We start from the raw sequence: 19,382 nt of genomic DNA, 5'->3' as shown, positions 1-19,382 counted from the left end.
GTGAAGCCATGACGCCCGAAAAAACGCTGACCCCCGCCGACACCGCAGACGCAGTGTGCGGCACCGCGTTCGTGCATTTCGACGGGATCCTGCATGCCACGTTCCACACGGCAGACTTCGTATCGGCGCTCGCGCTGGTCACCCGTGTGGGGCAGGCGGCCGAGACGATGAACCACCACCCCGACGTCACCCTGGGCTGGGGAAGCGTGGGATTTGCGCTGAGTTCGCACGACGCCGCGGGGGTGACCGAGCGTGACCTGCACCTCGCCGGGCGCATCCAGGAGATTGCCGATGAGTTGGGTGCGACACCGGCCACTGCACTGCCCGCCCGATACGACATTGCCATCGATTGCACCGACGCCGGCGCCCTTATCCCGTTTTGGCGGGTGGGCCTCGGCTACCTCGAATCGTCCGGAGACGACGGCATCGAGTTGGTCGACCCACTCGGCCGCTCACCGCGCATCTGGTTCCAACACATGCAGATCGCGCGCACCGATCGCAACCGCATCCACCTCGACGTCTACCTCCCGCAGGCGGATGCGCCGGGCCGGGTTCACGACATTGTCGCGGCTGGAGGGCTGCTGCTGACCGACGAACACGCTCCCGACTGGTGGGTGCTCGCCGATCCAGAAGGCAACGAGTTGTGCGTCTGCACCACGGCGGCGTAGAGACCCCTCGAAACGGGCCCGCACGGTTCGGTCGGTCAGCTGGCGGGCGGCGTCAACGCGGCCACCGCCATCTGCTCAAGCAGCGCGCGGATGCCGCCTGGCTCAGCGGGCGGCGCGCTGTGCGAGCTCGAGACGCTGTGCGAGCTCGAGACGCTGTGCGAGCTCGAAACGCTGTGCAAGCTCGAAACGCTGTGCAAGCTCGAAACGCTGTGCGGGGTCGAATTGATGAGTCCAAACGTGGCATGGGCACGCAGACGCAACGCGGGTACGGAGGCCTGCGGATTCAGCCGTTCAAGCACAGTCACCCACAGCTCGACATAGGAGCGCTGCAGGGTACGCACCCTCCGCTGGTCGGCGTCGCCCAGGCTCGCCAGGTCCCGATCCTGCACCCGGATGACGTCGGGGTTCGCCAGCGCGAAATCGACATGAAAGCGCACCAGCCCACGGAGCGCGGCCGGCGCATCCGCCGCGCTGTCTACGACGGCCCGACCGCCGGTGAGGAGCCCCTCACTCGCCCCCACGAGCAACGCGGAGAGGAGGGCCTGTTTGCCACTGAAATGCCGGTAGACGGCGGGGCCGCTCACCCCGGCCGCGGCACCGAGGTCGTCAATGCTCACGCCGTTGAATCCGGACCGGGCAAAGAGAACCGCCGCGGCCGTGAGCAAAGCCTGGCGCCGATCGGCTTTCGCCCGACCGCGCAGGGTTATGGTGACGGCATCGGAGTCTGGCACGCTGCGCCCCCTCTAGACATCTGGGATCAGACTGGCTAGCCTGAGTTCAGTTAATCAATACTAACTGACTAGCCGGAAGCTGTCGATGGAGACACTCACGAGTCGGCTCGACCCGACAGATACCACATTCGCCTCACGGGCGACGGCTCAGCGCCGCCTCGTCGCCGAGCTGCGCGAACGCGTGGCCGTCGCCGCACTCGGTGGGCCTGAAAAGTCACGCCAGCGGCATCAGGAGCGCGGAAAGCTGCTGCCCCGTGAACGCATCGACGAACTGCTCGACGCCGGAAGCCCGTTTCTCGAAATCGCCCCGCTGGCCGCAACGGGGCTTTACAACGACGACAGCCCGGGTGCCGGTCTGATCGCCGGAATCGGCCTCGTGCACGGCCGCCACGTGCTTGTCATTTCGAATGATGCCACGGTCAAGGGCGGCACCTACTACCCGATGACCGTCAAAAAACACTTGCGGGCCCAGGAGATCGCCTTCGAAAACCGGCTTCCCTGTATCTATCTGGTGGATTCCGGCGGGGCTTTTCTTCCCCTGCAAGACGAGGTCTTTCCCGACCGCGAGCATTTCGGGCGCATCTTCTATAACCAGGCGCGGATGTCCGCGGCGAAGATCCCGCAGATCGCCTCGGTGATGGGGTCGTGCACGGCCGGCGGAGCGTATGTTCCCGCGATGAGCGACGAGACGGTGATCGTGCGCGGGCAGGGCACCATCTTTCTGGGGGGTCCGCCGTTGGTGAAGGCGGCGATCGGCGAGATCGTGACGGCAGAAGAGCTCGGCGGGGGCGACCTGCACTCCCGAGTCTCTGGTGTCACCGACCACCTGGCCGAAAACGATCGGCACGCACTGCAGATCGTGCGTGACATCGTTGCGACACTGCCCGAGCCGAATCCGCCCGCGTGGGAGGTGGCCCACAGCGTCGCCCCCGCGGTCGATGAGGGCGAGCTGTACGGTGCCGTCCCGGTCGATGTGCACGGCCAGTATGACGTGCACGAGGTGATCGCCCGTCTCGTTGACGGCAGTGAGTTCCACGAGTTCAAGCGGGAATACGGCACGACACTCATCACGGGCTTCGCTCGACTCCACGGCCATCGGGTCGGAATTGTCGCGAATAACGGGGTGCTGTTCAGCGAATCGGCCGAGAAGGGCGCCCACTTCATCGAACTCTGCGATCAACGCGGAATCCCACTGATCTTCTTGCAGAACATCTCGGGTTTCATGGTCGGCACGGATGCCGAGGCGGGCGGAATCGCCAAGCACGGAGCAAAGATGGTCACGGCCGTCGCCACGACGCGAGTGCCCAAGCTCACCGTTGTGATCGGGGGGTCGTTCGGTGCTGGCAACTACTCGATGTGTGGACGCGCCTACTCACCCCGTTTTCTCTGGATCTGGCCGGCCAGCCGAATCTCGGTCATGGGTGGTAGCCAGGCCGCGCAGGTCTTGGGCACCGTCAAACGGGAGCAGATCGAGAAGGCTGGTGGAACATTCTCGCCCGAGGAAGAAGTCGAGTTCACCGCCCCCATCACAGCCCAGTATGAGCGGCAGGGCAACCCTTACTATTCGACGGCGCGTCTCTGGGATGACGGCATCATCGACCCGGCCGACACCCGCACGGTACTCGGACTCGCCCTCGATGTCTGCTCACGCTCGCCCCTGCCCGAGACCTCTTTCGGCCTCTTTAGGATGTGAGGCCGCCATGATGTTCAGGACAGTTCTCGTCGCGAATCGTGGTGAGATCGCCTGCCGCATCATGCGCACCCTTCACGCCCGCGGCATCCGCTCGGTTGCCGTCTACAGCGACGCCGACCGTGACGCGCTGCATGTGAGCCTGGCCGACGTCGCCGTGCGAATCGGACCGGCCGCAGCGGCAGAGAGCTACCTCAACGCCGAAGCGATCGTGGCCGCCGCAGTGCGCATGGGCGCAGAGGCGATTCACCCGGGCTACGGTTTTCTGAGTGAAAATGAGCGCTTCGCCGAAGCGGTCACGGCTGCCGGTTTGGTGTTCATCGGTCCCAACGTGCACGCGTTGCGGGTGATGGGCGACAAGATCAGATCGAAAAAGCACGTCGCCGCATCGGGGGTTCCCACCATTCCGGGACTGACCGAACCCGGTCTCAGCAACGCCCAACTCAGCGCGGGCGCGTCGCAGGTGGGCTACCCGCTGATGATCAAGCCCTCGGCCGGCGGCGGCGGCAAGGGAATGCAGGTCGTCGAACATCCACGCGACCTCGCCGGCGCGATCGAGACGGCCCGGCGCATTTCGGCCCGGGCATTCGGCGACGACACGCTCTTTCTGGAACGGCTCATTCCCGAGCCTCGGCATATTGAGGTGCAGGTGCTCGCCGACAATTTCGGGCACATCATTCATCTGGGTGAACGCGAATGCTCGCTGCAGCGACGACACCAAAAGGTGATTGAAGAAGCGCCCTCGCCACTGCTCGACGCGGCCACACGGGCACGCATCGGCCAGGCCGCCTGCGATGCAGCACGCAGCGTTGACTATCGCGGGGCAGGAACCGTCGAATTTCTGGTGTCGGACGCCGCGCCCGACGAGTTCTTCTTCATGGAGATGAATACGCGGCTGCAAGTCGAACATCCCGTCACCGAACTCGTCACCGGGCTCGATCTCGTCGACTGGCAGCTTCGGATTGCGGCGGGGGAGCCGCTCACCCTCACACCCGATCAGGTTGTGGTCACCGGGCATGCCATCGAGGCACGGGTCTACGCCGAGAATCCGGCGGCCGGGTTCCTGCCCGCCACGGGCACCGTGCGTGCATTGACCGAACCGCAGGGGGAGGGCATCCGTATGGACAGCTCGCTGCGGGAGGGGCTCGAACTGGGTGCCGACTACGACCCCATGCTGGCGAAAGTGATCGCGCACGGACCCGACCGCGCTACGGCGCTCGCGCGGCTCGATCGGGCGCTGGCGCACACCGTGTTGTTGGGCCTGCCGAACAACATCGAGTTCCTTCGGATGTTGCTGCACGATCGCGACGTTGTGTCCGGCGCCCTCGACACCGGCCTGATCGAACGGCTGCTGCCCACCCTGACGTTCGGCACGGTCGACGATCATCTGGCGGTGGCTGCCGCGCTTGCTCTGCGCGACCGCGACGACGCGGCGGCGGCCCGCTCGTCGCATCCGCTCTGGTCGGCGCCCTCCGGCTGGCGGCTCGGCCCCTCGCAACCCACCCGATACACGCTGGTCGACAGCGCAGAGGGGACGGTCGTCGTGGGGAACGCGCGCGGCCCGCGCACCAGCGTGTGGGTCGACGGGCCAACGGATGCCGCGTCCGTCGCACTCGACGGCCGACCTGCGGTTCCGGCGAGCCTGATTTCCTCCCCGCGGCCGGGTCGGCCGCACGCCCACAGCGTCGCGGTGGCCGGAATGACGCGCACGATCGACATCGTGGTGCAGCGCGGCACCGTCTGGCTCGGCGAAGGGGGCAGCGCGCGTGCCCTCCGGCTGCTCGCCGGGGCCGCACAACTGCACGGTGCCCCACACCTGCACGATGCCCCACAAACCGGATCGGCGGTGCCTCCCGTGGCCAGCCCCGAACTGCGTTCGCCGATGCCGGGAACGGTCGTCGTGCTGGGAGCAGCCACCGGAGACGTCGTCGCGGTCGGAGATGTCATCGTGACCGTGGAGGCCATGAAGATGGAGCACGCACTCACGGCGGCGGTGGCCGGCACCCTCACCCTGGCGACGGCCGTGGGCGACGCGGTGCGCCAAGGCCAGCTCGTCGCCACCATCGAAGCAGGAGAGAGCCCATGATTACATCCGATCTGACCGACGAACAAGAGCGCCTGTCCAACACGGTGCGCGACTTCGCCGACACCGTCGTGGCCTCCGCCGCGTACGAGTACGACACGAAGCGCGAGTTGCCCTACGACATCATCGCCCACATGGGCGAGATGGGACTGTTCGGGTTGCCGTTCCCACTCGAATACGGCGGGCAGGGAAAGGACTACTTCTCTCTCTGTCTGGCCGTCGAGCAGCTCGGCCGGGTCGATCAGAGCATCGCCGTGACGCTCGAGGCCGGCGTTGGTCTCGGTGCGATGCCGGTGTTTCGCAGCGGCACCGCCGCTCAGAAAGACGAATGGCTGCCGATGCTCGCGCAGGGGAAGGCCCTGGCCGGTTTTGGGCTGACCGAGGCTGAAGCCGGGTCGGATGCCGCGGGCACTCAGACCACGGCCGAGCTGGTCGGAGAGACGTGGCTGATCAACGGCACCAAACAGTTCATCACCAACTCGGGCACGAAAATCACCCGCCTGGTGACGATCACCGCCGTCACCGGCGAGTCGACGCGGGCGAACGGCTCGGTCAAGAAAGAACTCACCGCCATCCTGGTGCCGAGTGGCACACCGGGGTTCGTGGTGGAACCCGGCTATGACAAGGTCGGCTGGCACACGTCAGACACGCATCCGCTCACCCTGACGAATGTGAGCGTTCCCGCAGCCAACCTCCTCGGCGAACGCGGCCGAGGGTTCGCCAACTTCATTCAAACCCTCGATGAGGGCCGGGTGGCATTCGCGGCCCTGTGCACGGGGGCGGCTCAGGGCTGCCTCGAGGAGGCAGTGCGCTATGCGAAGACCCGTAATGTGTTTGGGCGAAATATCGGCTCGAACCAGCACATCGCCTTCACGATCGCGCGCATGCAAGCCCGAGTGCACGCGTCGCGTTTGGCGTACTACGACGCAGCGCGCAAACTCGTCACCGGGCGGCCGTTCAAGCTGGAGGCAAGCCTGGCGAAGATGATCGGCAGTGAGGCGGCCATGGACAACGCACGGGCGGCCACCCAGATTTTCGGCGGCTACGGATTCCTGAACGAGAACCCAGTGGCCCGGCATTACCGCGATTCGAAGATCCTTGAGATCGGAGAGGGCACAACCGAGGTGCAGCTCATGATCATCGCCCGGGAGTTGGGCTTTGACACGCTTTAGATCCCTTCACGGTTCAGACAGGAGAACGGCATGATCGACAAAGTGATCGGCACGGCGGCCGAAGCCGTTGCCGATATTCCGGATGGCGCGTCCCTGGCCGTCGGCGGATTCGGCCTGTGCGGCATCCCCGCCGTTCTCATCGCGGCCCTCCATGACCACGGCACGCGCGAGCTCGAGACCGTGAGCAACAATTGCGGTGTCGATGACTGGGGGCTCGGCATTCTGCTCCGTGACGGCCGTATCCGGCGCACGGTCAGCTCATATGTCGGTGAGAACAAAGAGTTCGCCCGCCAGTTTCTGGCCGGTGAACTCGAAGTTGAGCTCACGCCGCAGGGCACCCTGGCCGAAAAGCTGCGCGCGGGAGGCGCCGGAATTCCCGCCTTCTATACTCCGGCCGGCGTCGGCACGCAGGTGAGCGAGGGGGGACTACCGCTGCGCTACCACCCGGATGGCAGCGTAGCCGTGGCCTCCGCGGCCAAAGAGGTGCGCCGCTTCGACGGTGGCGACTACGTGCTGGAACGATCGCTCACTCCCGACTTCGCGCTCGTTCACGCCCAGCGCGGCGACCGCTACGGAAACCTCGTGTTTCATGCGGCGGCCGCAAACTTCAACCCGCTCGCTGCGATGGCCGGACGGATCACCATCGCCGAGATCGAAGAACTCGTCGAACCCGGAGAACTCGACCCCGGCCAGATTCATACGCCGGGAATCTTCGTGCAACGAATCGTCGTGGTCGGCGACGTCGAGAAACGGATCGAGCGACGCACGGTGTCCGAACCGGGCGAGCCCGTCCACGCTGCGACGGGCGTGCGCTGATGGCTCTCACCCGCACCGAACTGGCCGCCCGGGTAGCCCGGGAACTCACCAATGGGCTCTACGTCAACCTCGGCATCGGCATGCCCACACTGATTCCCAACTACATTCCGGCCGATATCGAGGTCGTGTTGCACTCGGAGAACGGCATCCTCGGAGTCGGTCCCTACCCGAGTCCGGGCGAGATCGATCCCGACCTGATCAATGCCGGTAAAGAAACAGTCACGGTCAAGCCCGGGGCATCATTCTTCGACTCGGCGCTGTCATTCGGCATGGTGCGCGGCGGGCACGTCGATGTCGCGGTTCTCGGCGCGATGGAGGTGGCAGAAAACGGCGACCTGGCCAACTGGATGATCCCCGGCAAAATGGTGAAGGGCATGGGGGGAGCGATGGATCTCGTCTTCGGGGCACGCACGCTCATTGTGATGATGGAGCACACCGACCGAGACGGCAACCCGAAGATCGTCTCTCGCTGCACTCTGCCTCTCACCGGCCGGGCCTGCGTCGATCGCATCATCACCGATCTGGCTGTGATCGACGTCACGACCGACGGTCTCGTGTTGCGGGAGCGCGCAGCCGGAGTGAGCATCGCTGAGGTGATTGCTGTGACGGGCGCCACACTGCAGATTGATGAATGGGAGCTCTCATGACCGAGCTGGAGCAGCGCACTCCGATTCTGCAGCGCGGTCTCTATTTCGAGGAGTTCGACCGCGCCGCCCGCTATCTGCACCGCCCTGGTCGCACCGTGACCGAAACCGACAACGTGCTCTTCACAACACTGACCATGAACACTCAGTCGCTGCACCTGGATGCCGCGTGGTCGGCAACCCAACCGTTCGGAGAGCGTCTGATGAACTCGATGTTCACGCTGTCGACCCTCGTGGGCAGTTCGGTGGCGCAGCTGACGCAGGGCACTATCGTGGCCAACCTGGGTTTTTCAGAGGTTGCGTTCCCGCATCCGCTCTACCACGGCGACACCCTCTACTCCGAGAGCATCGTCACCGCAAAACGGCTCTCCGCCTCGCGGCCCGGGCAAGGAATCGTGACGCTCATGCACACCGGCCGCAATCAAAACGACGTGGCCGTGGCGACGGCCGTTCGCTCTGTGCTCGTCTGGTGCGCGGCGGCGGCGCCGTGAACGGCTTTGACCTCGGCCCCGCGCTGCTGTTCTGCCCGGCCGACCGGCCCGATAGGTATGCACAGGCGCTCGACCGAGCGGATGCCGTGATCATCGATCTCGAGGATGCCGTCGGGGCTGAGAGCCGTCCGGCCGCCCGCGCCGCACTGATCGCTACCCCCGTCGACCCCGACCGCACCATTGTGCGAGTGAACGCGGTGGGAACGAGCGACTGTGCCCGCGACCTCGCTGCGCTCGCCGAAACCGACTACCGGCTGGTGATGGTGCCGAAGGTGGAGAGCGCCACGGCCCTCGACGTGTTGGACGGATTCGACGTTGTCGCGTTGTGCGAGAGCGCAGCGGGTATCCTGGCCGCGGCCGACATCGCAGCGAGCTCCGTCGTCGTCGCGCTGATGTGGGGTGCCGAAGACCTTGTCGCGTCGCTTGGCGGAACTGGAAGTCGCTTCGCTGACGGCCGCTACCGGGATGTCGCCCGTCACGCTCGAGCGCACGTCTTGCTGGCGGCCGGAGCGCAGGGCAAAGCGGCGATCGACACGGTGCACCTGAACATTTCCGATCTGGTCGGCCTGGCTGCGGAATCTGAGGATGCCGTGGCCAGCGGGTTCCGTGCCACGGCGTGCATCCACCCGAGCCAGGTCGAGACGATTCGCTCCTCATACCGGCCGAGCCCCGAGCAGATCGAACGCGCGCGGGAACTCCTGCGGAAGGCCCGCGATCATGACGGGGTTTTTGTTGACGAGGGCCGCATGATCGACGGGCCCGTGCTCAGGCATGCCGAGGCCGTGCTCCGACGCACTCGCTGATCAGGACGGCTCGATCAGGCAGGGAAGCGCACCAGCGCTGCGACCGGGCCGCCACCAGGAACCTGGTCGGCACGCACCGCGAAGACGCGGGCATCAGATAAGAGCGCGCGGCGAACGATCTCGTCGACGACACCATAGTTGATGGCGTCATCGTCGTCACTGAGAGTGACGAGGCCGCTTTCGTCATCGACCGTGCCGCTGACCTTCTGATCGATATCGAACAACAGCGTGTCGATCGCGTTGCTGGTTGCGGCCCGGGCCACATCGGTGAGATCGGTCACCGCGCGGCCGTGCGCCGCGTTCGAGCCGAAACGGTCGGCCAGCGTGGCGAGCTCCGCGGCGTACAGTTCATCGAGAATGGGGCGTGCGGCCGCGGCGAGGTCATCGTCGGAGCGTTCTTCGGGGTTCCCGGCGATCACAGCGTCGGTGAGGCGAGGGAACGTCGAGACCGAACGGTAGATGCTGGCCAGCGGCTCGGTTCCCGCAATGATCAGGGGACGGCTGGAGGCCAACACGGTGGGGCGAATTGCTCGCGCGATGGACTGCGCGTACTCGCGCATGCGCACTTTCTGGCCTTCAGTGCCTTGGAGACGCCCCTCGCGACCGTCCGGACTGCGCCCCTTGATCGAGTCCAATCCGACAGCGCTGGCGACATCCACGGGCATGTCTGGAATGTCGAGCCGGTTGGCGGGCAGGTCGGCCGAGACCTCGATGAGTCGCACCGAGTTCTGGGCGAGGGCGAGCACGAAGGCCGACTGGGGAAATGTGACGGCGCGCAGCAGCGGCTTGATATAGAAACGGTCGGAGACCTCGCTGACGGCAAGCAGGCGATTGGGCAGCCGGTAGCTCGACAGGCCGGAGCCAGTGACGAAGATGGCCAGACTATTCGAGAGATATCGCCAAAAGTCGCGGTCTGCCACCAGCGCATCAACGGCCGACGTAATCGACTCGATGAGACTCTCGTCGGCGCCCGAATCGACGAGTTGGTCGGTCGCCGTGCGCACCAGGTTCTTCAACAGGATGCGTGACTGTTCCGTTCCAGACGGTAGGGGACTGGTCGGGAGGTAGATCGAGACGCATCCGGGTTCTCGAGTCGTCGCGAGAGCTTCCACATCGGAGCGCGTGGGGATATCGGTGTGCTGCATATCAATCTCCTTTGACGAATGGAACGCGCGCGGCGAGCCGTCAGGGAGTAGTCACAACGAGATGACCCGACCGTTTGGACAGTCTACGTTCGCAAGCCTGCTGCTGAAAGGGCGTCAGCTCGCACGCTGAGCACTGAGGGTCTTTTCGATCGCCTGCACGATGGTGTCGGACTCGGGTTCAACCGCCGAGGCGAATCTGTCGACGATTTCACCATCCGAGTTCACCAGGAATTTCTCGAAATTCCATTTGATCAGGCCGGGGAGTAGCCCGTGCTTGAACTTCGTCAACTCGCCGTATAACGGATGCTGGTGCTTGCCGCGCACATCAACCTTGGTGGTCATCGGAAAACTCACGCCGAAGTTCAGATCGCAAAATTGTGCGATTTCGTCGTCGCCGCCCGGCTCCTGGCCCATGAATTGGTTGCAGGGCAGACCCAGCACGACGAGCCCGTCGTCGGAGAATCGTTCGTAGAGCGCCTCCAGCCCGGCATATTGCGGGGTGAATCCGCATTTCGATGCGACGTTCACCACGAGCACGGTCTTTCCTTTGAACTCGCCAAAGGTCGTTTCGGTGCCGTCGATGAAGGTCAAGGGAATCTCATACAGTGCGGACTCAGACATGACTTCAGGGTAGCGCGCCGACACGTCGGACTGGCTCAGAAATCGCCCTGCACTCGCCGTCAATCAACATTCGGTAACGGTTGCGGGCGGTTCACACGCATTCCGTGCCGCGGGATTAGTCTCGGGAGTAGGGAGGCAGATCTGATGGCTCGCATGGGCGGAACGGCACCCGCCATAACGGCGCCGGTCGACACGGCACCCGTCGGAACGGCTCTGCCTGACCTCGAGTTCGATCTCGGTTCGTTCACCGGACCGATCGAGGTGCAGCACACCGGCGCGGTGACGTGCGCGACGCAGCCGCCCGTGAGCCTCAACGGGGGCGAGGTGCGGCGCGCGCTACCCGGTACCGACCTTGTGGTCTCTCCGCTCGCCTTGGGCTGTAGCGTGTTCGGCTGGACGACCGACGGCGACACCAGCATGAGCATTCTCGACACATATCGGGATCTGGGCGGCAACTTTCTTGACACGGCCGACAGTTATGCCTCGGGCAGGAGCGAGGTGCTGCTCGGTTCCTGGCTGCGCAGCCGGTCCGCTCGCGATTCGACTGTGGTTGCCACGAAGATCGGGCGCAATCGTGATTTCGCGGGACTGGGCGCCCGCAGCATCGTGGGCGCCGTGCATTCATCGCTTGAACGTCTCGGAACCGACTACATTGATGTGCTCTATTTTCACTACGACGACACCTCGGTTCTGCTCGAGGAGAGCCTGGGGGCTGTTGACGTGCTGATGAAAGCGGGAAAGGTGCGCGCCCTTGCCGCGTCGAATTTCAGCGCAGAACGCCTGATGGAGGCCCGAGTGCTCGCGGCCAACGGTCTGCCGAAGTTCGTCGCCCTCCAGACTCAGTACAGCCTGGTGCATCGGGCGGAGTTCGAGTCGTCACTGGAACTCGTCACCCGGGCCCAGGGCATGCCGGTTCTGCCCTATTTCGCGCTCGCCCATGGTTTTCTCGCGGGCACCTACCGCACGAAAGGTGATGTCGCAGCCGATGAACGCGGCAGGAGGATCGTGCCCTACCTGAACCGCCGCACCCTGCGCGTGGTCAGCGCTCTGGAACGCATCGCCGACGCCCACGACGCCGTGCCGGCAACGATTGCGCTGGCCTGGTTGCTGGCCCGAGGAATGCTCGCCCCGGTAACCAGCGTTTCACGGGCCGGGCAGCTCGCCGATTTGATGGGTGCCTCACGTCTGAATCTCACGCGGAGTGAGATGCACGACCTCGACCGGGTCAGCCTTTAGGCCTCTGCCTGCCCGATTGAGCGGGCAACCGCTCGCCGCAGTGCAGCCTGAGCGGCGACTGGATCGCCCAGGCTGGCGCCGGCGTAGGCACCATCGCGGGCGAGCAGAAAGTCGTCGGCGGCATCGCCGGGGCGGTGGTGGCCCAGCGCTCGAAAGAGATCTTCGATCGTCACGCCGTACCATTCGCGGTGAACGTCCACCGCCTGGCGCACCGGATGCGTGGCCTCGGGGAATTGAGCTGCGGCGTTGACGAACGCGCACCCATAGAACTCACTCTCGCGAAGCAACCCCGCAATGCGGCCGCCGAGATTCTTCAGGCGTTCCGCGGGGCTGGCATAGGTCGCAAAAATATCGGCGACGAGAGCACGAGCGCGCTCGTCGCGGCTTGTGACGTAGGCCACGATGAGGTTGTCTTTCGACCGGTAATACTTGTAGAACGTCGCTTTTGTGACCTGAGCCTCAGCGATGAGACGGTCGACGCCCACGGTGTGAATGCCTTCTGAGTAGAAGAGCCGGTCGGCTGTTTCGAGGATACGCACTCGTGCATGCAGAGCAGGGTGAGCGCGTGACACCGTGGTCTCGGCCATCCGTGTTGTGCCCCTTCATTGGCTGCGCCCGTCAGAGGCGAAAAGAGGGCTGTGTCACTGCCCTGAAATTGTCCCCAGACGGTAACACAGAATGGCGCCTTTCACGGGGAGGTCGGCGGGGCGCGTTGAGTCAATCGCACGGATGAGGTCACCTCTCGTGGGGGTGTCGTAAGGTGGTCTGTGACATGAACGGTGCAGTTGAGTTCCCCCTAGACCTGCCCGAACTCTCTTTTCAGGCTGCCGGTGATTCTCGCGTGCGCCGAAGCGTACTGCCAAGCGGAGTGCGCATTCTGAGTGAACAGGTGCCGGGTAGTCGCAGCCTCACCATCGGGCTCTGGGTCGCCGTCGGCTCCCGCGATGAACTTCCCGGGCATTTTGGATCGACGCACTTTCTTGAGCACTTGCTGTTCAAAGGAACCCGCACGCGTTCTGCCCTCGACATCGCGGTGGCCTTTGATTCCGTCGGGGGCGAACACAACGCCATGACCGCGAAGGAATACACCTGCTATTACGCCAAGGTGCAGGATCGCGACCTGACGATGGCTGTCGATGTGCTCACCGACATGCTCACCGCGTCACTGTTGGACCCGGTCGAGTTTGAGAACGAGCGTGGGGTGATCCTCGAAGAGTTGGCCATGGCCGACGATGACCCGAGCGATGTCGCGAGCGAGCGCTTCTTCGAGGCTGTTCTCGGAGTGCATCCGCTGGGCCGCCCAATCGGTGGCAGCCCCGAGACAATTCAGGCCGTGACGCGGGATGCGGTTTATGAGCACTATCTCGCCAACTACCGCCCGCAAGACCTGGTCGTCACCGTGGCCGGAGCCGTCGATCATGACGCGCTGGTTGAGCAGGTGACGCGCGCATTGGTGCGGGCCGGCTGGAATCTTGACGAGGTTGCCGTGCCGGTGGGACGCCGCATGGGTCACCCTGCTTCGATCAGTCAGGGCGCTCCGGTCACGATCGTGCGTCGTCCTCTCGAGCAGGCGAACATGCTCATCGGCATGCCGGGGTTGGTTGCGTCTGACGATCGCCGCGTCACGATGAGCGTGCTCAATTCAATCTTCGGAGGCGGAATGTCGTCTCGACTCTTTCAAGAGGTGCGGGAGAAGCGCGGCCTCGCCTATTCGGTGTATTCATTCGCGCCGGGCTACTCCGATGCAGGCCTGTTCGGCATGTACGCGGGTTGCACGCCGGCCAAGGCCGGCCAGGTAGCAGAACTGTTGTTGAGCGAACTTCACCGCCTGGCCGATCATGGTGTCACCGCCGATGAGATGAAGCGTGCGGCCGGCCAACTTTCAGGGGCATCCGCTCTCGCCTTGGAAGACTCAGATACCAGGATGTCGCGCCTGGGCCGGTCCGAAATCACACTCGGTGAATTCGCCGACCTCGACGAGGCGCTGCGCCGCTTGGCAGTCGTGACTGCCGACGATGTGCAGCAACTCGCCACCGAGCTCGTCTCGGGCCCCGTCTCGATCGCCGCCGTCGGCGCGCTCGAAGACGACGTCTTCACGTCGCTTTCTCCTGCCGCTGCGCGGCCCTAGCCTCGGAACCCGTCAGCGTTCGGCCCATCTGCGGCCTCGGCGTTTGGCGCGTCAACCCGCTGACCATGAATGACAACGAAAGGGACAACGATGCCCCACTACATCTACCTGGTTCGTCACGGTGAACAGCAAGACGCCGAGCATGGAATGCCGGACGGCCCGCTCTCGGCGCGTGGCAAGCGGCAAGCCCATCTGATTGCCGATCGGCTGAGTGGGGTGCCGTTCACCGGGGCCTGGCATTCCCCTTTGCAGCGCGCAGCTGCGACCGCCGAGATCATTGCGGAGCGTCTTCCCTCGCTGACGAGTGAGCCGTCACCATTGCTCTTCGACTGCATCCCATCGGGAAAGGCCCCCGAGATGCCCGCGGCCTACGCGCCGTTCTTTGGCGCAGTGACGGAAGCCGAAATTGAGGCGGGGCATGCGCAAATGGATGACGCAATGACCGAGTTTCTGCAGGCCCGCCCGGGAGAACGGCATGACCTGCTGATCACCCACAATTTTGTCATTGCCTGGTTCGTGCGTGAGGTTCTGGGTGCACCCGACTGGCGCTGGATCAGCATCAACCAGGCCAACTGCGGACTGACGGTGTTGCAGCAGAAACCGGGACGCCCGTGGACGCTTGTGACCCACAACGATCTGGGGCACCTGCCGGTTGAACTGCGAACCGGGCTGCCTGACCCGCTGATGTTCTAACGGTGCGTGTCGGGTCCGCGGGTTAGAACGGTGGATCGATGGGTAGCGGTGCCGGTCGTGAACCTGGTCGTGGGCCCGGGAGTCGATCCGGGAGTGGGGGTGCTGGGGTGGTGCGGCTGCGGTAGCCGGTGGGGGTGTTGATGGTGACGGAGCCGTCGGGTTCTTTTGTGAATCTGAGTGTGGAGTGTGTTTTCAGGCGGTGGTCGGGGCCGCAGAGGGGGAGCAGATTGGCGAGGTTGGTGGGGCCGGTGTCGCGGGCCCATTCTCTGACGTGGTCGATGTCGGCGGTGACGGCGAGGCGGGTGCAGCCGTCGCAGGCGCAGGTGCCATAGATTACCGCGAGTAGGTCGCGTTGGGCTTTGCTGGGTCGGTAGCGGGTGCGGTCGAAGTTGAGGATCTCGCCGGTGATCGGGTCGGTGCCGACCCGGCGAAATGCGGGGGCGTTGGTGAAGAGTTGCGCGGTGGTGACGGGGTCGATGGGGCCGTAGCCCTGCAGCACGGCCGGCTGGTCGCTTGTGCCGAGCAGGCCGAGGATGGGCACGAGCAGCAGGGGGCGCACTTTTGCGGCGGTGGGGGTGCCGTCTCCGGCCAGCCAGGCCACGAGCAGGTCGGCGCGGATCTGGTCGCGGGAGCGGCGGCGACAGCGTGCGGCGGCATCCTGTTCGGCTGTCGCGATGAGGTCTTGGGTCTCTGCGGGGCTCAGGCCGGCGTGTCGGGCGGTGCGGTGGGCGGTGGCGCGGGCGGTTGCGATGGCTTTTCTGCGGGCGGTGGTTTCGTTGTGGGCGATGCGTTTGGCTGTGGCGTTCAGGCGGGCGCTGATGCGTGTCGCGTCGACGCCGCTGATGTTCGCGTTCAGCCAGGCCATGCCGTTGGGGACCGGTTCGACGCTGACACGGCGTTCGGCGAGGTCGTGGGCGTGGCGGTGTGCGGCGGGTTCGGCGCGGAGGCGTTCGGCGAGGGTGCGGGCCTTTTGTCGGAACGCGCCGGGTGTCAGCGTGGGGCCGACCCCGGCCAGTTCGGTGTCGAACGCGCCGATCTGGGCGGGGTCGGTGATGCTAGTGAGAAAGTGCACCGCGGCGCTGGCCTGCGCGTAACCGAGTGTGCCGTCCTGGAACAGGGCCCAGAGTTGCGGCAGCGAGGCGGTCAGTACATCGCCTTCGTGGGCGCGGGTGCGCACCACGTCGGAGGAGAGATGCAGGTGCAACGCCGCATCCACTGCCGCCGAACGCACGGCCAGGTCGAGGGCGTCGGGCTGGCGAAGCCCGGACGCGGTGAGGTAGATGCTCGGGTTCTGCCGGGCCACCTCGATCACCCGGGTCAGGGCGGCGAGGTACGCGGCCATCGCCCGGTTCGCCTGCCGCACGGCGACTCCCGCATCAGCGATCGCCTGCCCGACCACATCGATGGCCGCAGCCGTGACAGGCGCCGGCGCGCCCATGATCGCGGTCAGGGAGGAAACCAACTCCCGTGGAGCCAAACCGACACCGAAACCAGCACCAGCACCAAGGTCGGACTCGAACGTTGCAGCCACCTCGGAGACCCCTGCCTCACGTCCTTCGGCGCCGAGCACACTCGGCGGGTCGAAGGGCGGTTCTGGTGGGATTACGAACATGTCGTCCATAGATCCAGTTTAGAACAAATATACGACTAAGTCTAGCGCAATTCTCACTGTGGGTATCCTGCTATAGGTATCTTGTTCGACTACAGGGCTCACGGGTCGAGCGGCTTCGCACGCCAATCAGTTGCGTTCGGATTGTCGTTGTAGGGCGGAATGTTCACGAAACCGGTGCTGCGATAGAGCGCACCGGCCGAGGCAAGACTCGCGTTTGTGTCAAGCACGAGCTCGCGCGCGCCGAGCTCCCGCGCTCGCGCCTCAAGTTCGGCGAGCAGGGCTCGGCCCCAGCCGTGTCCGCGCGCCTCCGGCCGCACGAAGAGGTGTTTGATTTCGTACCGTACGGCTCCGCTCGGGGCGTCGTCGATGCGCCGGATCCCCCCGCAGCCGACCGTCGTCGACTCGGCCGCATCCGGCTGGGAATCAGCAAGAAGAAACAGGCCTCGTGGGGGCTCAAAGTTCGCCGGGTCGGGAAAGCTCACGCGGTATCGGCCCTGTGTGGCCGGAAATCCAGCCGAGCGCTCGTCGAAGTATTCGGTGAGAATCGCCTGCGCTCGGGAGTCCGCGGCGGAGACGATGGTGAAAACGGGCATGCATTCAGCGTACGGCCGGTGTGAGCGGCGTGGTGTTGAGCAGCGCGGCGCCGACGCGGCTCGGTCCGATGTGCGCTTGGTAGATTGGAACCATGACAACACGGGTGGCCGTAATCGGCGCAACGGGCAAGATGGGGCGTCTGGTATCTGGTCTGATCGCTGCCGCCGATGGGTATGAGCTCGTCGCGCAACTCAACTCGACGAGTGCGCTGAGCGACATGCTCGCAGCGGATGTCGCCGTGGATCTGACCGCCCCGGGCGTGAGCCAGGGCGTGGTTGAGTTCGCAACCGACAATAACCTGAGGGTGCTGGTGGGAACGTCGGGCTGGTCGCAGGACCGCATTGACGCCCTGGCGCGCCGGGTTGCAGGGCGCGACGAGACCGGCGTGATCATCATCCCGAACTTTTCGATCGGTTCCGTGCTGGCCAGTGCGTTCGCCGCACAGGCCGCACGTTTCTTTGACTCGATCGAGATCGTCGAAGCCCACCACGCCGGCAAGGTCGACTCGCCGTCGGGTACTGCCGTACGTACCGCAGAACTGATCGGACGCGCCCGCGCAGAGCTCGGTCCCGTCGACGCGCCGCACACCGATCAGCGTGCCCGCGGTCAGCAAGTGTCAAGCGTTCCCGTGCATAGCCTGCGTCTGAGTGGCTTGCTCGCTCGTCAAGATGTACACCTCGGTGGCACCGGTGAGACGCTCACGATAAGCCACAACACGCAGTCAACGGCCTCCTACGAGCGTGGCATCCTGCTGGCCTTGGCCGCGACCCGCTCTGCGCGCGGCGTCGTCGTGGGGCTCGAGCAGCTACTCGACCTGGGCGTCGCGACGGTGCCACGGGAAGCGAGTGCGACGGGCGGAGCCGACACCGTGCGGCCGGCCCCCGAATCGTCGGAGGTCACCGCATGAAGGGCCGCGTCGCTGCCCTCTTCATGTCGGTGCTTCTTCTGCTTTACATCGTTCTGGTCGGATGGCGGGCCGTGCTGTTCATCGGCACCGGGGAGCCGGTTGCCGTCGGAATCGGTGTGGCTCTGTTGGTGCTGCCGCTCATCGGTATCTGGGCACTGGTGCGCGAAGTGCAATTCGGCTTGCGCACGGAACGGCTCGTGAAGATGCTCGATGCCGCCGGTGCTCTGCCGGCGGAGGAGCTGACAGTACGCGCCAGTGGTCGCCCGGTACGCGATGAAGCCGATGCAGATTTTCCGCGTTTTCAGGCCGAGGTGGATGCCGCACCGAACGATTGGGCATCCTGGTTTCGGCTCGGGCTCGCGTACGATGCTGCCGGCGATCGTAAACGCGCCCGACAGGCGATTCGCACTGCGATCTCGCTCGAACAGGCGAAACGGCGCGCGGCTTAGGGCTGGCGGAGCATCCACGCGATGGCTGCGGACGGCGTCGCGTGCCGAAACTGGAAGCCATCATTCTGAAGCAGAGTTGAGCTCACCCGTTGATCGGCGAGGAGAAGCTGCCGCGCTGCGTCCTGAAGAAGCAGGGTGAGCATCCGCTCGGGAACGGGAAGCACAAATGGCCGGTGGAGCGCCGCCGTCAACGCTCGGATGACGGTGTTGGCGCTGGCCGGTGCGGGTCCGACCACGTTGACCGGCCCGCTGAGGTCTGAGCTCAGGAGGTGGACGAGGGCTGCGGCCTCGTCGTGCAGACTGATCCAGGGCCACTGCTGGGTGCCACGGCCGAGAGGGCCGGCCAGGCCGAGCTTCGCGAGAGGGATCAGCGGGCGTAGGGCTCCGCGCTTGGCGAGCACGAGCCCAGTGCGAAAGGTGACCACCCGGGTGTCGGCCGGCGCACGCGCCGACTCCTGCTCCCAGGCCGCGACGACGGTGGCCAGAAAATCGGTGCCCGGAGTCGACCCTTCGGTGAGGAGTTCGCCCGGACGGGAGCCGTAAATGCCCACCGCCGAAGCGTTGAGCAGCACCTGCGGCGGATGCGCGGCGGCGTGCATCGCGTCGGTCAGGGTGTGCGTGGCTTGCACGCGAGACAGCAGAATTTCGCGGCGGTAGCCTGGAGTCCAGGGGAGGCGAGCGAGTGACGCGCCCGAGAAGTTGACGACGGCATCGACGCCGTCGAGTGCCCGGGGGTCGAGGCTGAGCGTGGCCGGATCCCACGTCACCTCGTCGGCCGATCGAGACGGCCGCCGCACGAGGCGCGCCACGGTGTGTCCGCTCGCGGTCGCGGCCGCGCCAAACGCGGTTCCGATGAGGCCAGATGCCCCACTGATGAGTATGCGCATCGGTGCTCCAAC

Annotated in this window: 20 protein-coding genes; 13 read left to right on the top strand and 7 right to left on the bottom strand. The window is 65.3% G+C overall.

The window, feature by feature from the left end:
* The first annotated feature begins 8 nt into the window (after nt 1-8).
* Nucleotides 9-668, top strand: a complete 660-nt coding sequence (locus tag HNR05_RS08610; protein WP_179578637.1) for a 4a-hydroxytetrahydrobiopterin dehydratase — start codon at nt 9-11, stop codon at nt 666-668.
* Nucleotides 669-703: 35 nt separating this feature from the next.
* On the opposite strand, the gene HNR05_RS08605 is transcribed toward HNR05_RS08610, so the two are convergent.
* Nucleotides 704-1,399, bottom strand: coding sequence for a TetR family transcriptional regulator (locus HNR05_RS08605; RefSeq protein WP_179578636.1), 696 nt, complete (start codon nt 1,397-1,399; stop codon nt 704-706).
* A gap of 85 nt (nt 1,400-1,484) precedes the next feature.
* Between HNR05_RS08605 and HNR05_RS08600 the strand changes: the two genes are divergently transcribed.
* Genes HNR05_RS08600 through HNR05_RS08570 form a run of 7 tightly spaced genes read left to right on the top strand, consistent with a single transcriptional unit; the run spans nt 1,485 to nt 9,098 of the window.
* Complete coding sequence (locus HNR05_RS08600) at nt 1,485-3,092, top strand: carboxyl transferase domain-containing protein (RefSeq protein ID WP_179578635.1); 1,608 nt, start codon at nt 1,485-1,487, stop codon at nt 3,090-3,092.
* Nucleotides 3,093-3,099: 7 nt separating this feature from the next.
* Entirely contained in the window at nt 3,100-5,175 is a 2,076-nt protein-coding gene (locus HNR05_RS08595; protein WP_179578634.1) for an ATP-binding protein, read from the top strand.
* A complete protein-coding gene (locus HNR05_RS08590) occupies nt 5,172-6,344 on the top strand; it encodes an acyl-CoA dehydrogenase family protein (RefSeq protein WP_179578633.1) in 1,173 nt (390 codons plus the stop codon). Before HNR05_RS08595 ends, HNR05_RS08590 begins: the two co-directional genes overlap by 4 nt.
* A 30-nt stretch (nt 6,345-6,374) precedes the next feature.
* The gene (locus tag HNR05_RS08585; RefSeq protein WP_179578632.1) at nt 6,375-7,160 is read left to right on the top strand and encodes a CoA transferase subunit A; all 786 of its coding nucleotides are present in this window, start codon (nt 6,375-6,377) and stop codon (nt 7,158-7,160) included.
* The gene (locus HNR05_RS08580; protein WP_179578631.1) at nt 7,160-7,807 is read left to right on the top strand and encodes a CoA transferase subunit B; all 648 of its coding nucleotides are present in this window, start codon (nt 7,160-7,162) and stop codon (nt 7,805-7,807) included. The genes HNR05_RS08585 and HNR05_RS08580 overlap by 1 nt, the downstream gene beginning before the upstream one ends.
* Nucleotides 7,804-8,295: a MaoC family dehydratase gene (locus HNR05_RS08575; protein ID WP_179578630.1), complete on the top strand. Its 492-nt coding sequence runs from the start codon at nt 7,804-7,806 to the stop codon at nt 8,293-8,295. Before HNR05_RS08580 ends, HNR05_RS08575 begins: the two co-directional genes overlap by 4 nt.
* Nucleotides 8,292-9,098, top strand: a complete 807-nt coding sequence (locus tag HNR05_RS08570; protein WP_179578629.1) for an aldolase/citrate lyase family protein — start codon at nt 8,292-8,294, stop codon at nt 9,096-9,098. The genes HNR05_RS08575 and HNR05_RS08570 overlap by 4 nt, the downstream gene beginning before the upstream one ends.
* Before the next feature lie 14 nt (nt 9,099-9,112).
* Here the strand turns inward: HNR05_RS08570 and HNR05_RS08565 are convergent, their stop codons facing one another.
* On the bottom strand, nt 9,113-10,243 hold the full coding sequence (locus tag HNR05_RS08565; RefSeq protein ID WP_179578628.1) for a baeRF11 domain-containing protein: 1,131 nt from the start codon (nt 10,241-10,243) through the stop codon (nt 9,113-9,115).
* 114 nt (nt 10,244-10,357) lie between these two features.
* Entirely contained in the window at nt 10,358-10,864 is a 507-nt protein-coding gene (locus tag HNR05_RS08560; protein WP_179578627.1) for a glutathione peroxidase, read from the bottom strand.
* A gap of 144 nt (nt 10,865-11,008) precedes the next feature.
* On the opposite strand from HNR05_RS08560, the gene HNR05_RS08555 reads away from it, so the two are divergent.
* Nucleotides 11,009-12,100 (top strand): aldo/keto reductase, encoded by a 1,092-nt coding sequence (locus tag HNR05_RS08555; RefSeq protein ID WP_246318374.1) that lies wholly within the window; start codon nt 11,009-11,011, stop codon nt 12,098-12,100.
* Here the strand turns inward: HNR05_RS08555 and HNR05_RS08550 are convergent.
* Nucleotides 12,097-12,687 (bottom strand): TetR/AcrR family transcriptional regulator, encoded by a 591-nt coding sequence (locus HNR05_RS08550; RefSeq protein WP_179578626.1) that lies wholly within the window; start codon nt 12,685-12,687, stop codon nt 12,097-12,099. The genes HNR05_RS08555 and HNR05_RS08550 overlap by 4 nt on opposite strands.
* A gap of 185 nt (nt 12,688-12,872) precedes the next feature.
* On the opposite strand from HNR05_RS08550, the gene HNR05_RS08545 reads away from it, so the two are divergent.
* Nucleotides 12,873-14,228: a M16 family metallopeptidase gene (locus HNR05_RS08545; protein WP_179578625.1), complete on the top strand. Its 1,356-nt coding sequence runs from the start codon at nt 12,873-12,875 to the stop codon at nt 14,226-14,228.
* Between the two features lie 90 nt (nt 14,229-14,318).
* Nucleotides 14,319-14,921: a histidine phosphatase family protein gene (locus tag HNR05_RS08540; protein ID WP_179578624.1), complete on the top strand. Its 603-nt coding sequence runs from the start codon at nt 14,319-14,321 to the stop codon at nt 14,919-14,921.
* 22 nt (nt 14,922-14,943) lie between these two features.
* Here HNR05_RS08540 and HNR05_RS08535 read toward each other — a convergent pair whose 3' ends face one another.
* Complete coding sequence (locus tag HNR05_RS08535) at nt 14,944-16,542, bottom strand: DUF222 domain-containing protein (protein ID WP_179578623.1); 1,599 nt, start codon at nt 16,540-16,542, stop codon at nt 14,944-14,946.
* Between the two features lie 89 nt (nt 16,543-16,631).
* Nucleotides 16,632-17,126: a GNAT family N-acetyltransferase gene (locus HNR05_RS08530; protein WP_179578622.1), complete on the bottom strand. Its 495-nt coding sequence runs from the start codon at nt 17,124-17,126 to the stop codon at nt 16,632-16,634.
* A gap of 92 nt (nt 17,127-17,218) precedes the next feature.
* Between HNR05_RS08530 and dapB the strand changes: the two genes are divergently transcribed.
* Both dapB and HNR05_RS08520 read left to right on the top strand, forming a co-directional pair.
* Nucleotides 17,219-18,034, top strand: a complete 816-nt coding sequence (gene dapB / locus HNR05_RS08525) for a 4-hydroxy-tetrahydrodipicolinate reductase (protein WP_179578621.1) — start codon at nt 17,219-17,221, stop codon at nt 18,032-18,034.
* Nucleotides 18,031-18,483, top strand: coding sequence for a hypothetical protein (locus HNR05_RS08520; protein WP_179578620.1), 453 nt, complete (start codon nt 18,031-18,033; stop codon nt 18,481-18,483). The genes dapB and HNR05_RS08520 overlap by 4 nt, the downstream gene beginning before the upstream one ends.
* On the opposite strand, the gene HNR05_RS08515 is transcribed toward HNR05_RS08520, so the two are convergent.
* Complete coding sequence (locus HNR05_RS08515) at nt 18,480-19,370, bottom strand: TIGR01777 family oxidoreductase (RefSeq protein ID WP_179578619.1); 891 nt, start codon at nt 19,368-19,370, stop codon at nt 18,480-18,482. The two genes, HNR05_RS08520 and HNR05_RS08515, sit on opposite strands and share 4 nt — an antisense overlap.
* Nucleotides 19,371-19,382: the final 12 nt, after the last annotated feature.

It is taken from the genome of Leifsonia psychrotolerans (genome assembly GCF_013410665.1).
In the GTDB taxonomy this organism is placed as follows: Bacteria; Actinomycetota; Actinomycetes; order Actinomycetales; family Microbacteriaceae; genus Cryobacterium; species Cryobacterium psychrotolerans_A.
The sequence above is the reverse complement of the archived record's forward strand: the minus strand, read 5'-3'. Positions and strand labels throughout refer to the sequence as shown.

What these genes read in the sequence shown, in the direction of transcription:
- HNR05_RS08610 (WP_179578637.1), top strand. Translation starts at nt 9, where the DNA reads ATGACGCCCGAAAAAACGCTGACCCCCGCCGACACCGCAGACGCAGTG.
- HNR05_RS08600 (WP_179578635.1), top strand. Translation starts at nt 1,485, where the DNA reads ATGGAGACACTCACGAGTCGGCTCGACCCGACAGATACCACATTCGCC.
- HNR05_RS08595 (WP_179578634.1), top strand. Translation starts at nt 3,100, where the DNA reads ATGATGTTCAGGACAGTTCTCGTCGCGAATCGTGGTGAGATCGCCTGC.
- HNR05_RS08590 (WP_179578633.1), top strand. Translation starts at nt 5,172, where the DNA reads ATGATTACATCCGATCTGACCGACGAACAAGAGCGCCTGTCCAACACG.
- HNR05_RS08585 (WP_179578632.1), top strand. Translation starts at nt 6,375, where the DNA reads ATGATCGACAAAGTGATCGGCACGGCGGCCGAAGCCGTTGCCGATATT.
- HNR05_RS08580 (WP_179578631.1), top strand. Translation starts at nt 7,160, where the DNA reads ATGGCTCTCACCCGCACCGAACTGGCCGCCCGGGTAGCCCGGGAACTC.
- HNR05_RS08575 (WP_179578630.1), top strand. Translation starts at nt 7,804, where the DNA reads ATGACCGAGCTGGAGCAGCGCACTCCGATTCTGCAGCGCGGTCTCTAT.
- HNR05_RS08565 (WP_179578628.1), bottom strand. Translation starts at nt 10,243, where the DNA reads ATGCAGCACACCGATATCCCCACGCGCTCCGATGTGGAAGCTCTCGCG.
- HNR05_RS08560 (WP_179578627.1), bottom strand. Translation starts at nt 10,864, where the DNA reads ATGTCTGAGTCCGCACTGTATGAGATTCCCTTGACCTTCATCGACGGC.
- HNR05_RS08555 (WP_246318374.1), top strand. Translation starts at nt 11,009, where the DNA reads ATGGCTCGCATGGGCGGAACGGCACCCGCCATAACGGCGCCGGTCGAC.
- HNR05_RS08550 (WP_179578626.1), bottom strand. Translation starts at nt 12,687, where the DNA reads ATGGCCGAGACCACGGTGTCACGCGCTCACCCTGCTCTGCATGCACGA.
- HNR05_RS08545 (WP_179578625.1), top strand. Translation starts at nt 12,873, where the DNA reads ATGAACGGTGCAGTTGAGTTCCCCCTAGACCTGCCCGAACTCTCTTTT.
- HNR05_RS08540 (WP_179578624.1), top strand. Translation starts at nt 14,319, where the DNA reads ATGCCCCACTACATCTACCTGGTTCGTCACGGTGAACAGCAAGACGCC.
- HNR05_RS08535 (WP_179578623.1), bottom strand. Translation starts at nt 16,542, where the DNA reads ATGGACGACATGTTCGTAATCCCACCAGAACCGCCCTTCGACCCGCCG.
- HNR05_RS08530 (WP_179578622.1), bottom strand. Translation starts at nt 17,126, where the DNA reads ATGCCCGTTTTCACCATCGTCTCCGCCGCGGACTCCCGAGCGCAGGCG.
- dapB (WP_179578621.1), top strand. Translation starts at nt 17,219, where the DNA reads ATGACAACACGGGTGGCCGTAATCGGCGCAACGGGCAAGATGGGGCGT.
- HNR05_RS08520 (WP_179578620.1), top strand. Translation starts at nt 18,031, where the DNA reads ATGAAGGGCCGCGTCGCTGCCCTCTTCATGTCGGTGCTTCTTCTGCTT.
- HNR05_RS08515 (WP_179578619.1), bottom strand. Translation starts at nt 19,370, where the DNA reads ATGCGCATACTCATCAGTGGGGCATCTGGCCTCATCGGAACCGCGTTT.